General features: G+C 69.5%; 13 protein-coding genes. 5 read left to right on the top strand and 8 right to left on the bottom strand.

Annotated features, from left to right (window positions below; genetic code table 11):
• Nucleotides 1-13: 13 nt before the first annotated feature.
• From ACFYWJ_RS28550 to ACFYWJ_RS28535, 4 genes are read right to left on the bottom strand one after another with little or no spacing between them, the layout of a single operon-like run.
• The gene (locus ACFYWJ_RS28550) at nt 14-1,054 is read right to left on the bottom strand and encodes an MlaD family protein (RefSeq protein WP_355279072.1); all 1,041 of its coding nucleotides are present in this window, start codon (nt 1,052-1,054) and stop codon (nt 14-16) included.
• Between the two features lie 38 nt (nt 1,055-1,092).
• Complete coding sequence (locus ACFYWJ_RS28545) at nt 1,093-1,809, bottom strand: MBL fold metallo-hydrolase (protein WP_355279075.1); 717 nt, start codon at nt 1,807-1,809, stop codon at nt 1,093-1,095.
• A 7-nt stretch (nt 1,810-1,816) separates the two neighbouring features.
• The gene (locus tag ACFYWJ_RS28540; protein ID WP_355279076.1) at nt 1,817-2,743 is read right to left on the bottom strand and encodes a fumarylacetoacetate hydrolase family protein; all 927 of its coding nucleotides are present in this window, start codon (nt 2,741-2,743) and stop codon (nt 1,817-1,819) included.
• Nucleotides 2,744-2,747: 4 nt separating this feature from the next.
• Complete coding sequence (locus tag ACFYWJ_RS28535; protein ID WP_355279079.1) at nt 2,748-4,085, bottom strand: alpha/beta hydrolase; 1,338 nt, start codon at nt 4,083-4,085, stop codon at nt 2,748-2,750.
• A gap of 101 nt (nt 4,086-4,186) precedes the next feature.
• Here ACFYWJ_RS28535 and ACFYWJ_RS28530 point away from each other — a divergent pair, with 101 nt between their 5' ends.
• The 4 genes from ACFYWJ_RS28530 (at nt 4,187) to ACFYWJ_RS28515 (ending at nt 6,299) form a co-directional block, all read left to right on the top strand.
• Nucleotides 4,187-4,816 (top strand): TetR/AcrR family transcriptional regulator, encoded by a 630-nt coding sequence (locus ACFYWJ_RS28530; protein WP_355279082.1) that lies wholly within the window; start codon nt 4,187-4,189, stop codon nt 4,814-4,816.
• A gap of 62 nt (nt 4,817-4,878) precedes the next feature.
• Complete coding sequence (locus ACFYWJ_RS28525) at nt 4,879-5,343, top strand: helix-turn-helix domain-containing protein (RefSeq protein ID WP_355279085.1); 465 nt, start codon at nt 4,879-4,881, stop codon at nt 5,341-5,343.
• A gap of 63 nt (nt 5,344-5,406) precedes the next feature.
• A complete protein-coding gene (locus tag ACFYWJ_RS28520; RefSeq protein WP_355279088.1) occupies nt 5,407-5,937 on the top strand; it encodes a nucleotidyltransferase domain-containing protein in 531 nt (176 codons plus the stop codon).
• Nucleotides 5,934-6,299, top strand: coding sequence for a HepT-like ribonuclease domain-containing protein (locus ACFYWJ_RS28515; RefSeq protein WP_355279090.1), 366 nt, complete (start codon nt 5,934-5,936; stop codon nt 6,297-6,299). The genes ACFYWJ_RS28520 and ACFYWJ_RS28515 overlap by 4 nt, the downstream gene beginning before the upstream one ends.
• A gap of 4 nt (nt 6,300-6,303) precedes the next feature.
• Here ACFYWJ_RS28515 and ACFYWJ_RS28510 read toward each other — a convergent pair whose 3' ends face one another.
• Together ACFYWJ_RS28510 and ACFYWJ_RS28505 are read right to left on the bottom strand one after the other, a co-directional pair.
• Nucleotides 6,304-6,999, bottom strand: coding sequence for a nitroreductase (locus ACFYWJ_RS28510; protein ID WP_355279278.1), 696 nt, complete (start codon nt 6,997-6,999; stop codon nt 6,304-6,306).
• A 123-nt stretch (nt 7,000-7,122) separates the two neighbouring features.
• Complete coding sequence (locus tag ACFYWJ_RS28505; protein WP_355279092.1) at nt 7,123-8,976, bottom strand: VWA domain-containing protein; 1,854 nt, start codon at nt 8,974-8,976, stop codon at nt 7,123-7,125.
• A 208-nt stretch (nt 8,977-9,184) separates the two neighbouring features.
• Between ACFYWJ_RS28505 and ACFYWJ_RS28500 the strand changes: the two genes are divergently transcribed.
• The gene (locus ACFYWJ_RS28500; RefSeq protein ID WP_355279093.1) at nt 9,185-10,957 is read left to right on the top strand and encodes an Eco57I restriction-modification methylase domain-containing protein; all 1,773 of its coding nucleotides are present in this window, start codon (nt 9,185-9,187) and stop codon (nt 10,955-10,957) included.
• On the opposite strand, the gene ACFYWJ_RS28495 is transcribed toward ACFYWJ_RS28500, so the two are convergent.
• A complete protein-coding gene (locus ACFYWJ_RS28495; protein WP_355279095.1) occupies nt 10,951-11,574 on the bottom strand; it encodes a TetR/AcrR family transcriptional regulator in 624 nt (207 codons plus the stop codon). The genes ACFYWJ_RS28500 and ACFYWJ_RS28495 overlap by 7 nt on opposite strands.
• 312 nt (nt 11,575-11,886) lie before the next feature.
• Nucleotides 11,887-12,402: a gamma carbonic anhydrase family protein gene (locus ACFYWJ_RS28490; protein WP_355279100.1), complete on the bottom strand. Its 516-nt coding sequence runs from the start codon at nt 12,400-12,402 to the stop codon at nt 11,887-11,889.
• Between the last annotated feature and the right edge of the window lie 2 nt (nt 12,403-12,404).

The following is a 12,404-nucleotide window of genomic DNA, read 5'->3' as shown; positions in this document are numbered from 1 at the left end:
GGCCTCCGAGAGATCATTTCGTCAGCCCGAGCAGTGCGGCGGTGAGTCCGTAATCGGGGCCGAAGTCCTGCATGTTCCCGGAGCGGCAGCCATCGGACTTCATCTGGACCCGCTCACAGAACACGCTGACGATCTCGCCGGAGAGGGCGGTACCGACCAGAGCGTGGATTCGCACGAACCGTCGCTCGTGGTCGATCGCGCCGTCGATGTTCTGCATCAACAGCGGCACGATGTCGACGATCTCGACCATCGCATCCGAGTTGGCACGTAGCTGAGCGGTGGCCTCGGTGAGACCGAGGAGCGCCTCGGTCAGGTCGTCCTCATGGTCACCGAACGTCGTGGAAGTGTTGGCCAGGAACGCATTCAGCTGATCCAGGGTGGCTTGCAGGCCGGGGGCCTGTTCGGCCAGCAGGCCCGACATGGCGGTGACCCGGTTGCTGAAGTCGCGCACCGACTGGTCGTTGTCGGCCAGCATCGTCGTCAGCTCGTTGAGCTCGAGGATGATGTTGGAGATGGCGTCCTTGTTGTCGACACCGATCTTCAACGCGCTCGACAGGGCGTCGAGGGTCTCGCGGATCTTCTGGCTGTTGCCGTTGAGCACCGGGTAGAGCACGCGACCCGAGAGCGGGCCGAGTCCTTCCTGACCGGGCTCGGGCTCGAGTGAGGCGGAGAACTGGTCGATGGTCTTGATCATCGTGTCCAGCTCGACCGGGGTCCGGGTGCGCGCCTTGGGCAGGTGCTCACCGGACTTCATCGACTCACCGCCGGTGAAGGGCGGGGTGATCTCGATGTGGCGGTCGGTCACGATCGAGGGGGAGATGATCGCGGCGATCGCTTCCTTGGGGATCTTCACCCCGCCGTCGATGGTCATGTGGACCTCGACGTAGGTGCCCTTGGGGATGATCTTGTCGACCTTGCCGACCGCCAGGCCCAGGACCATGACGTCGTTGCCCTCGTACATGCCCGCGATGTTCTCGAAATCCGCAGTGATCTCGGTCGGCGCGTCCGGCAGCGGTGAACAACTGCCCATCGCCAGCACGGTGGCGCCCACCATGATCGAGCGCGCTGCTGTTCGGTGTCGTGGTCGCGGGGTCATCGGACGGTGTCGGTGAAGTCGGCGAGGACGAGCCGGGTCGGCTGCCCGTGGCCGGGGACGAGGGTGTGCGCGGGCTGCCGGGTGAGCGCGCGAGCGCTGTCGAGGGTGCGGGCCAGGTCGTGATGGAACACCGGCGGCAGCAGCTGCGGTCCGGTCCGGCGGGACAGCGGGTGACCGGTCACCAGCGCGTCGCCGGAGAACAGGACCCCTTCGGCGGGAAGGAGATACGCGGTGTGCCCGTCGGTGTGACCGGGTGTCGGCAGGGCGACGAGTCCGCCGGGAAGCATCGATGCCGCTGTCGCGGTCGGCACGCTGGTACCCATACCGCCGCGGACCGCGCGCAGTGTCTGCGCGACCCAGCGCGCCCCGCCGGGCGCGACCAGCGTCCGCACCAGCCGGCCCGGCGTGATCTGTTGCAGGTACTCACGTTTGGCGTGCCGGACCTCCTCGGCACCGGTGTGGACCGGGACGTTCAGCAGGTCGACGAGCCGGGGGACAGCGCCGATATGGTCCAGATGCGCGTGGGTCAGCAGGACGGCGGTGATGTCGGCGAGCTCGTGGCCGATCTGGCGAACCGAGTCGAGCACGAGCGGGGTGTCGGCGGGGTACCCGGCGTCGACGAGGGTCACGCCGGTGCCGTCGCTGATCAGCGCCCAGTTGACATTCGTTCCGGCGACGACATACACGGAGTCGGAAACCTGATCGATGGTCACGCCGCACTCACCCCTCGATCCGGTGCTCGATGACACCGATCTCGTCGATCTCCAGCCGCAGGACATCGCCGGGTGCGAGCCATCGGCCCAGCTCCATCCCACTGCCACCGGGCAGCGTCCCGGTCGAGATCAGCTCACCGGGGAACAGCTGTTCGCTCCGGGACGCATGAGCGATCGCCGCGCCGAGACTGTGCCGCATGCCGTGGGTGCCGGTCCGGGCGACGGTGTGTCCGTTGATCCGCACCGACGCGGTGAGCGCGTCGAGCCGATCGGCGACCGCCGCGCCGGCGACCGCGGTCGCCGACATCGAGGTGGCGAAGTGCTTGGATTTCTGCGGGCCGAATCCCGAACGCATCTCGGCCAGTTGGACATCGCGGGCGGAGAAGTCGTTGATCACGACGACGGCGCCGATCGCGGCGAGAGCTTCGGCCGGGGTCGCATCGCGCAGCGGCGCACCCAGCACGACGCCCAGTTCCAGCTCGAAGTCGAGCGCCGCGCTGTAGTCGGGACAGGCGACCGGAATCCCAGACGGGAGCATCGTCGACGCGTTGGACATGTAGTACAGGGGCTGCTGATTCCAGAGCCGATGTGGCCGGTAGGGCGGGAAAGTGCGCCGGGTCAGGGTCTCGAACAGACGACCGAGGCGGTAGCCGGCGGGCACGAAGCGCCGCGCCATCCCGCGCGCGGCATCGACGGCGTGCTTCTCGTAGACCATGAAATCGCGGAACGACACCGGGCAGACGGGCAGCACCCGGGCACAGTCGGGGACACCGAGCAGTTCGTAGCGGGCGATCTCGTACTCCTCGGTGAAGGCCGCCGGGACGGCGAACGACGGCGGGTCGTCGGTGGCCGTCCACCCGGCGCCGGTGTCGGCGTGCAGGGTGATGCGGCGGGCGTCGAGGTCGAGTGTTCGGTGGATCCGGGGCAGCGACATCGGATCAGCACCCCACGTTCTGCCGGACGACCAGGTGCTCGCGCAGGAATCGCACCGACAGCGCGCTCCATTCCTCGCTGTGTCCCATGGCGCAGTGGTCGTCGTCGGCGTAGAGGACCAGCTGGGCGCGCGGCGCTCCGATGGCGATGTCGACGGAGTCCCGGGTGCTCAGCAGGGTGTCGTCGGCGCCGTTGATGACCAGGAGCGGAATGTCGATGTGCCGGTACAGGTGGGCGATCGAGAGCGCGCGCAGCTTGCCCGCCATCTCGCGCAGGCTCGCCGATCCCGTCGCATCGCGCAGCGTCGACACCATGATCTCCGGCAGGCCGAGTGCCGCCGCCGCAGTGAAGCTGCGGTGCGCGGGCGCGCCGTTGGCGACCGCGACCGAGAGCCGCGGTTCGACCGCCGCCATCCGGGTCGCCCAGTAGGCCCCGAAGCTGACGCCGAGCATGCCGATACGATCGCTGTCCACCCGCGGATCCGCGGCGAGGTGCTCGATGACCGCCGAGTACACCCGCTCCACCTCGGGCGCCAAGGGCTGCCGGTAGGAGTAGGTGCCGGGCATCTCCATGACGAACAGCGCCATCCCGGCACGGCGATGGGTCAGCATCGGCAGGATCAGCTCCGCGAGGGTGCCCTCGATGCCATTGCTGCACACCACGATCGGCACCTCGGCAGCCTCCTGATCGAGCGGGAACATCAGGTAGCCGCGGACCACGTCGTCACCAGGGACCGGAACGCGCACCGGCTCGATGGACACGCCCATCGCCGGCGCCAGGCAGGTGAGGACGAGTTCGGCCAGGCGGTGCGATCGCTCGTAGGCCGCCAGCCTGCGCGGCGTCCAGCCCGGCCACGCGGCGACGAATTCGTAGACCATCGCCTTGATCAGGCCGTCCAGGGCGAGGGCCGCTGGCGCGGAATCGGGGTGTTCGGCGCAGAACTTCGCCACCGCGTCGGGGTCGGCGACCGGGCCGCGGTCGGCGAGCAGCGCGGCCGCCGGTGCCAATCGCGTGCCCAGCTCGGCGCGTGGCTCGCTAGTCGTGAGGAGCGTGTCGGTGTCCGGCATGCCGAGCTGGGCGAGGGCCTCGTTCGCGCGGGCCAGGTGCCGCGCGGCGATGGTCTGCCAGTGCGTGGTCCATCGCGCGTCGTCGAAGGATCGGCAGGCGTCGAGCTGGGTGCGGAACTCCGCGTCGGCGATCCCGCCCAGATGGGTGAAGCGGTCGACGAACAAGGCGGGCAGGAACGGAGCGGGGCCGACCCGGCGGGTCGCGTATTCGGTGGTGCCGGTCAGTGCGCAGATGCTGACCAGCGCCTTCTTCGCCCATGCTGACAACGATGTCATCGGTGAACCTCTCCAGCTCAGAAAAAGCAGAACTTTCTGCTTCAGTGAGCGTAAAGCGCCCCGGCGATCAAAAGCAAGGAATTCTGCTTTAAGATCGGGGGGTGGCGACGACAGAGGAAGACGCTCCGCAGCGGCGGCCGGGCGGCCGGTCGGCGCGCGTGCGCGAGGCCGTGCATCAGGCGGTGCTGGAGGCGATCATCGAGCACGGCGTCGATCGGGTCGGGATTCCCGACATCAGCCGCCGGGCCGGGGTGCGGGACAGTTCCATCTACCGGCGGTGGGGGAGCCGGGAGAATCTGCTCCTCGACGTGCTCCTCGAATACAGCAGACAGGCGCTGCCGCTGCCCGACACCGGGACATTCCGCAGCGACCTCGCCGGATTCGCGACCGAACTCGCGGCCTATCTCGCGACGCCGCTGGGCGGCGGTCTGTCCCGCGCGCTCGCCTACGTCACCGATACCGAGGAGATGGCCGAGGTGCGTGCCGCGTTCTGGGACGGTCGATTCCGCGCCGTGCGGCCGCTGTTCGAGCGTGCTGTCGAACGTGGGGAGATCCCGCCGGACACCGATCCGCGATTCGCCCTCGAACTGCTCATCGGGCCACTGCATTTCCGCACCACGCTCAGTCGGCAGCCGGTCGATGCCGACATCGTCGACCAGCTGGTCTCGCATGTCGTGCGGGCGCTGCGGGCTCAGGGCCCGATCGCCGATGAGCGCGGTGAAACGGGATGAGCGCCCCCGGCCGGTGCTGACACCTGCCGCCGTCGCGTGGCGGCGACGCGCATAATGGCAGGGTGCGCTACGAAGAACTCGCCGACGTCCCGTGCTCGATCACGCGGCCGCTGGTGATCTTCGGCGACCGCTGGACACTGCTGGTGCTCAAGTACTGTTTCACCGGTATCCGGCGCTTCAACGCCTTCCAGAGCGCGCTCGGGATCTCCCGCAGCCGGCTCCAGGACCGCCTCGACCGGCTGATCGAGCACGAGATCCTGGTCAAGCAGCCCGCGAAAGACGGCGCCTACGAGGAATACCGCCTCACCGAAAAGGGCCACGCCATCTACCCGATCCTGATGGCGATCCGCGACTGGGGCGACACCTACATGGCCCCCGACGGCCCCCCGGTCGAATACCGCCACAAGGACTGCACCGGCGAGGCCCACGTCCACCTCACCTGCGACGACTGCGCCGCCGAAGTCACCGCCCGCGACATCGCCCCCGAACCGGGCCCCGGCATCACCACCACCGCCCGCCCCGCCTGATCGCAGCACCACGCTCCGTCGCGCACGCTGGGCCGATGATAGCGAATCCGCTATCATCGAAGCATGGCCGCCTCGCGCCCCGCACCGCGCACGACCGCCGCGAAACTCGTCCTCGACGCGCGACGCCGTCGAGGATTGTCGCAACGCGAACTCGCTCGGCTGGCGGAGGTCGCCCAATCCACCGTAGCCACTATCGAATCCGGCCGTAGGCAGCCGTCGGTGGCCATGCTCGAGCAGTTGCTCGGCGCCGCTGGTTTCCGGCTCGACACCGCCCTGGCCAATGCGGTGCGGCCCAGTGAGTTGCTCGACCGGTTCCGTGCCGAATTCCACGCGGTCCTCGGCCGGTACCCGATCGCGAACGTGTGGCTGTTCGGGTCGGTCGCGCGTGGCGACGACAGACCCGACTCCGATCTGGACCTGCTGGTCGAGCTCGCGCCCGGCGCGTCGGTGATCGATATCCTCGGTCTCGACGACGACCTCACCGCCGTCCTCGGATGTCCCGTCGACGTCGTGACGACCAGCGAAGCCGAGTCGAACGATCTGTTGCGCCGTGGCGTCGACCGCGACCGGCTGCCGCTGGAATTCGCCGCGTGACCGAGCGAACCGACCAGCGGCTGCTGTACATCGACGCCACGCTGAGTGAGATCGCCGAGCTGGCCGCCAGGGGACGCGCGGCCTACGACGGCGACATCGCGGTGGCTCGTGCCTGTCAATACAGCGTGATCCGGTTGGCCGCCGATCTGGAGCGAATGGGCGAGGAGTGGTTGGCCGAGCACCCGGAGATTCCGTGGCGCTTGATCAAGGGGATGCGAAACCGGATCGCGCACAGCTACTGGCTCGTGGACGACGGCATCGTCTGGACCGTCGTCGACATCCACGCGGCCGATCTGCACCGGCAGCTGGCGGCGGAGATCGAGGGTGCTCACGCGCGAATCGGGTCCGCGGCGCCCGAATAGCGGATCAGCTGGTGTGCCAGGTGATCTGGTCGGGGAGGGGGGCTCGGGCGGTGCGGAAGGTGTTGATGGGGTGGGTGGGGTCGGGGTGGCCGAAGGAGACGCCGAAGACGACCTTGCGGTGGTCGGGGAGGTCGAAGTAGTCGCGGATGAAGGGGGAGTAGGAGGCGAGGGCGGCCTGGGGGGCGGCGCCGAGGCCGAGGGCTTGGGCGCCGAGCAGGAAGCTCTGCAGCCAGAGGCCGCAGTCGACGGCGCCGTAGGTGCCGAGGTCGGCTTCGGAGGTGACGATGGCGACGTGCGGCGCGTCGAAGAGTTCGAAGTTGCGCACCATCTGGCGCATGGTGTTCTCGTGGTCGCCCTTGGCGATGCCGACGCTGTTGTAGAGCTGGAACCCGCATTCACGCCTGCGCTCGCGGTAGACGCCCGCGTACTGCGCGGGGAACTCGAAATCCGGTGCGGCGCCGCTGGTCTGGATGTGGGTGAGCAGCGCCTTGCGGAAGCTCTCGGTGCCCTCGCCCGCGGTGACGACGACCTGCCACGGCTGGGTGTTGCACCACGACGGGGTCCGTGCGCCCAGGCTCAGCAGCTGGTCGATCGTCGCCCGGTCGACCTCGTCGGGAAGGAACTGCCTGCAGGTCCAGCGGGCGTCGGCCAGGCGCTGGAGGGCGGCGAAATCACTGCTGTCGTGGTCGGTCGGCGCCATGGCGCGGCTCCCTCGGTCGATCAGGAGAACTAGTCTCATTTTGAGACCACGGTAGCAGTCGGGCCGGAAACGCGGAACCCGCCCGCACCACGAATTCTGGTGCGGGCGGGCGCCTGCGGTGGATCAGGCGCGACGCCGGGCGACCAACCGGATCGCGACGCCGATGCCGATCAGCGCGACCACGCCGACCCCGATGCCGACGATCGCGAGCCACGGCGTCGACGACTCCGAACCACCCACGGCCACCGACTTCTCGGTGCCGGGCTGCGACTGCTCGCCGACCACGTCGGGGCTGGCGGTCACGTAGGTCGGACCCGCTTCGGCCTCGCCCGCGACGACGAGGTCGAGTTCGATCGGCGTCGGCGGCAGGGACGTGACACCGGACGGCATGCCGACCTTGACCGCGAGGTAGTACCACCCGGCCACCGACTGACGCTGGGCCTCCGCGCCACCGCCTTCCCGGTTGGCGTAGCGGATCGGCACCGTCGCGCCTTCGAGCGTCGTGGCCTGCCGCCCGGTGTAGGCGTTCGTGTCGTCGTCGATCTCGCCGCCCAGCGGTGAGTACAGGGTCGTGGTGACATTGGTGGCGGTGGTGTAGCCCGCGCCGCCGGTCTCGGTGAAGCGCACGCGATAGGCCAGGCCCTGGCCCCAGTTCAGGCGCACCTTGTAGAAGACGTACTCGCCGTTCTGGATCGTGTCGGTGTACTTGCCGCTCCCGTCCAGGCCGGTGGCGACGGTGAACGAGCCGCCGCCGCTGACCGGCTTGCGCGCCCCGGCGGGCTCGGCGAACGCCGTCTTCGCGGTGACCGCACTCGGGCCGGGATCGGTGACGCCCGGTTCGATGCCGATGATCAGCTCCACCGGCAGCCGCGCGGGCAGGCCGCCGGGCGCCTCGTCCCAGTTGAGTTCGTAGTAGTACCGGCCGCCGCCCTTGCAGGGGTCGGGTCGGCCATCGCTCGACTCCTCGTCGGCCCGTGTCAGGGTGTTGCTGATCGTGAAGGCGACGCCGTCGCCGGTGCGCGATTCGAGCTCGCGTTCCCGGATGCTGCAGTACGTGCCGTCGCGGCCGTACACGCGCAATTCCAGCACGGCGATGCCGCCGGTGGCCGCGCCCGCGGCCGCGCGCGGGAAGGCGACGATGCCGGTGAAGTAGGCCGTCGCGCCGGCGGGCACGTCGACGGCGTACCACCGCTTCTCGTGCTGGCCGATGGTGTCGAGGTACTGGCCCGCCTTCGCGACCGGGGCGGTGCCGTAGGTGGCGGTGCCGGTGATCGGGGTGCCGGTGGCCTGGTAGTTGCGCAGCGCCGCCGAACTCACCCGGGGCAGAATGCGTTCCAGTGCCGCGCCGTCGGCGGCGTCGCTGTAGGTGCCGCCGGTGGCCTGGGCCATGCAGGTGAGCTGGGCACGCGCGGTGTCGTCGACGGCGAAGCCGATCGAGTGCACGACCAGGTCGACACCCTGCTGCTTCAGTTCCCTGGCGACCTCGCACGGGTCCGGCGGCGCGCACGTGTCGTCACCGTCGGAGACGAGCACGATCGAGCGCGGTCCCGACGACGGCAACGCTTCGGCGGCCTGGCGCAGCGCGGTGCCCATGGGGGTCCAGCCGCGCGCCTCGATGCCGTCCACGGCACTGGTCAGCGCGGGCTTGTCGATGGTCGTCGGCGGCTGCAGGATCCGGACGTCGCGGCAGCCCGCCGCCTTCTCGGCCTCGGTGTTGCCGGTCCCGGTGCCGTAGGTGGTGAGGCCGACCTTCGCTTCGGCCGGGGCCGACTCGACGAAGGTGCGCACGGCCTTCTTGGCGGAGTCCATCATGGTGGCGCCCTGGTCGGGACGCTGCATCGACCCGGACGCGTCCAGGATGAGCATGGTCGGCGCGTACTGCCCCGGGTCGGCGTCGGCCGTCGCGGGAAGGGCGGCGGGGAGCAGGGTGAGCGCTGTGGCGGTCAGTGCCGCGGCCAGCGTCCGGAATCTCGACATCGTCCTCGAACTTCATCACTCGGAATGAAACCGGACAGACGATACAGACTGGTCAGGGCCGGGAGTAACCCCAAAATCGGTGGCACAAACCACCGTTTGCCGGACGAAATGATGTTTCAGCAGGTAACAATCGGTTTTTCGCCCGGAAACCGGTCCGCGGCCTCGTGCCTGCGGCACGACGACGGCCTCCCGGGGCAGAATCGAGCGCATGGCTTCGCAGGCCCGCGACGCGCACGAGCGCAAACGGCACGGCAGGCACTACACCCCGCCGGCGCTGGCGCGGTTCCTGGCGCGGCGGGCACTACTCCACGCGCCGCGCGCCGGTGAGCTGCGGGTACTCGATCCGGCCTGCGGCGACGGCGAGCTCCTGCTGGCGGTGCACCGGGAACTGGCCGCGGCCGATGTCACGGTCCGGCTGACCGGTTACGACCTGGACCGCAACGCGGTCGCCGACACGGCCGCGCGGGCCGCCGCCGAGGGGGTCGAGATCGAGTGCCGGGCAGGGGATTTCCTCGCCGCGTCGGCCCGGATCGCCGACGGTTCCTTCGACCTGGTGATCAGCAATCCGCCGTACGTGCGGACCCAGCAGCTCGGCGGGTCGACCGCGCAGCTGCTGAGCAAGCAGTTCGGGCTGCGCGGGCGGATCGACCTCACCCATCCGTTCGTGGCGATCACTCCCCGGCTGCTCAGCGCCGACGGCGTCCTCGGATTGCTGTGCGCCAACCGGTTCCTCACCACCAGGGCGGGGGCGAATCTGCGCCGGATCCTCACCGGCGAGCTGCATCCCGCCGAGCTCTACGACCTCGGCGACACCAAGCTCTTCGCCGCCGCGGTGCTGCCCGCCGTCACCGTCGCGACGCGGGCACCCAGGGCGCGCGACTGCCGCTACGTCTCGGTGTACGAGGAGCTCGGCGCCGAACCCGACTGTGCCACCGACCTGTTCGACGCGCTGGCCGGGGACACAGACTGCCTGGTCGGGACGGGCGGCCGGGTATTCGCCGTCGAGGTGGGGGTGCTGTCGACCGGGGCGGTCGGCGGGCGTTCGACGGCGGGTGCGCCGGACCCCGACAATCCGCCGAACGGGTCCGGCGGACGTCCTGCGGGACGAAGCGTCGATCCGAAGCGAAGCCGCCCCGGCCGGTCTGGCGCCATTCCCCCCGGCGACGCCGCCTGGCGCATGTCGCGCCCCGCCGTCGACCACTGGCTCGGCCGGATCGCCGAGCGCACCTGGCGCACCTTCGGCGACACCGCTCGCATCCGCGTCGGCATCAAGACCACCGCGGACCGGGTGTTCATCTCCGATCGCTGGGACCAGATGGACCCCACCCCGGAGCCGGAACTGTTGCGGCAGTTGATCACCCATCACGACCTGCAACCGTGGCGGATCGGGCGGGATCGCGGCACCAGGGTGCTCTACCCCTACGACCTCGGGCAGCCGCGCCGCACGCCCATCGACCTCGCCGAATTCCCCGGCGCGGCCGAGTATCTGCGCTCGCACGAGCAGGTGCTGTCAGGGCGGCGGTATGTGCTCGACGGCGGCCGGAAGTGGTTCGAGATCTGGGTGCCGCAGCGTCCGCACCTGTGGGGTGCGCCGAAACTGGTGTTCCCGGATATCAGCGAGCGGCCGCGGTTCGCGCTGGATCGCTCCGGCGCGGTGGTCAACGGCGACTGCTACTGGATCTCGCTCACCGATCTCGGGAGCGGCGAGCAGGCGACCGAACTCGCGTATCTGCTGATGGGCGTGGCGAATTCGGCGCTGGGACTGCGGTTCTACGACGCGGTGTGCGGCAACCGGCTGTATTCGGGACGACGCCGCTGGATCACCCAGTATGTGGCCCGGCTACCGCTGCCCGATCCGGCCTGCCCGGCCGCGGCCACCGTCGTCGGGCGGGTGCGCGGCGTGCTCGAGGACGGCGTGCCCGTGGCGGCGGCCGGCATCGACGAGGCCGTCGCCGCCGCGTTCGGGGTGCCCGCTCAGTGAGTGACGCGGAGGCCGACCATCGGCAGCAGGGTGCGGCGGGCGAAGTCGCGACCCGCCGCGGGGTCGTCGAGGGGGATGAGGCCGTCGGGGGTCAGCGCGAGCGACAGCGCGAGCCGCGCCATGATCTCGGCGACCAGATCGGGTTCGAAATCGGGCACCGTCGAGGTCGCCTGGAGCTCGCGCAGCTTGTCGGCGAGATACTCGCGGCCGACGGCGAGGATCGGGCCCGCTTCGGTGGTGAGTTTGGGCAGGATGATCTCCGGCTCGGTGCTGAGCAGCCTGCGTAGCAGTTCGTTGCCCGCGAGGGTCGTCACGAACGCGACGAAGATCTCCACGAGCTGTTCGCCCGGCTCGGTGACCGCCCGCACCCGCTCATCGATCTCGCCCACATAGCGCTGCGCCTCCCGCACGCCGACCGCTTCGACCAGGTCGTTCTTCGATTCGAAGCGCCGGTACAGGGTGGCCGGGCTGATCCCCGCCCGCCGGGCGATCTCGCCCATACTCGTGCGTTTGATCCCGAAATCGAGAAACGCCGACAGTGCGCTGTCGAGCAGCTTCTCCCCGTCGGTGACGGGCTTTTCCAGTATCCGCGCGAGGATGGACGAGACAGTGGGCATGACCCCATTATCCCTACGGCGACAGATCCAGGGCGGCCATCTCTTGTTCGATCGCGTTGGCGGCGAAATGGACTCCGCGGGAACGTAGTTCGTGAACCCGGCACTGGAGTGCCTCGATTCCGCCGGGTTGGGCGGCGATGTCGGCCACGCTGAGCCGTCCCCCCGCTCGGTGCACACCGGACTGCACGTATGCCACCGTGATACCTCCTGCCTCGCGTATCCGGTGCCGGCCGCCACACTCATTGGCCGGACGCAATACGCAGGGCAAATGCTATCAGGGATCCCTACTGGTCACTTGCTCAGTGTGACTTCTCACACGATCTCGGCATCCCGATGTGTCGCCAGATTGTGCAGGTATACGGCGGCATTGAGCTTGATCCCGTCCAGCTGTGCCTCGGTGAGCTCGCGGCGCACCTTGCCGGGCACGCCGGCGACCAGCGATCCGGGCGGAATCTGCGCGCCCTCGGGGATCAGGGCATTGGCCGCGATCAGGCTGCCGGCGCCGATCACGGCGCCGTTGAGGACGGTCGCGCCCATGCCGACCAGCACGTCGTCGCCGACGGTGCAGCCGTGCAGGATCGCGTTGTGGCCCACCGAGACTCCGCTGCCCACGGTGAGCGGGAAGCCGGGGTCGGCGTGCAGCACGCAGCCGTCCTGGATGTTGGTGCGCGCGCCGATGGTGAGCTGTTCGAGATCGCCACGCAGCACGGCCGAGTACCAGATGCCGACCTCGGCGCCCAGTCGCACCCGGCCGATGACGGTCGCGTTCGGCGCGATCCAGGCAGTGTCGTCGATTTCCGGCGCGAACCCGGACACCTTGATGATCATGC

It is taken from the genome of Nocardia sp. NPDC003269 (assembly GCF_042888005.1).
In the GTDB taxonomy this organism is placed as follows: Bacteria; Actinomycetota; Actinomycetes; order Mycobacteriales; family Mycobacteriaceae; genus Nocardia.
Note: the sequence above shows the minus strand (reverse complement) of the source record. Positions and strands in the feature narration are given on the sequence as shown.

Bases quoted from the DNA above. Each gene is read 5' to 3' on its own strand.
- ACFYWJ_RS28495 (WP_355279095.1), bottom strand. From the start codon at position 11,574: ATGCCCACTGTCTCGTCCATCCTCGCGCGGATACTGGAAAAGCCCGTC.
- ACFYWJ_RS28540 (WP_355279076.1), bottom strand. From the start codon at position 2,743: ATGTCGCTGCCCCGGATCCACCGAACACTCGACCTCGACGCCCGCCGC.
- ACFYWJ_RS28510 (WP_355279278.1), bottom strand. From the start codon at position 6,999: ATGGCGCCGACCGACCACGACAGCAGTGATTTCGCCGCCCTCCAGCGC.
- ACFYWJ_RS28490 (WP_355279100.1), bottom strand. From the start codon at position 12,402: ATGATCATCAAGGTGTCCGGGTTCGCGCCGGAAATCGACGACACTGCC.
- ACFYWJ_RS28520 (WP_355279088.1), top strand. From the start codon at position 5,407: ATGGCCGCCTCGCGCCCCGCACCGCGCACGACCGCCGCGAAACTCGTC.
- ACFYWJ_RS28505 (WP_355279092.1), bottom strand. From the start codon at position 8,976: ATGTCGAGATTCCGGACGCTGGCCGCGGCACTGACCGCCACAGCGCTC.
- ACFYWJ_RS28550 (WP_355279072.1), bottom strand. From the start codon at position 1,054: ATGGTGGGCGCCACCGTGCTGGCGATGGGCAGTTGTTCACCGCTGCCG.
- ACFYWJ_RS28500 (WP_355279093.1), top strand. From the start codon at position 9,185: ATGGCTTCGCAGGCCCGCGACGCGCACGAGCGCAAACGGCACGGCAGG.
- ACFYWJ_RS28535 (WP_355279079.1), bottom strand. From the start codon at position 4,085: ATGACATCGTTGTCAGCATGGGCGAAGAAGGCGCTGGTCAGCATCTGC.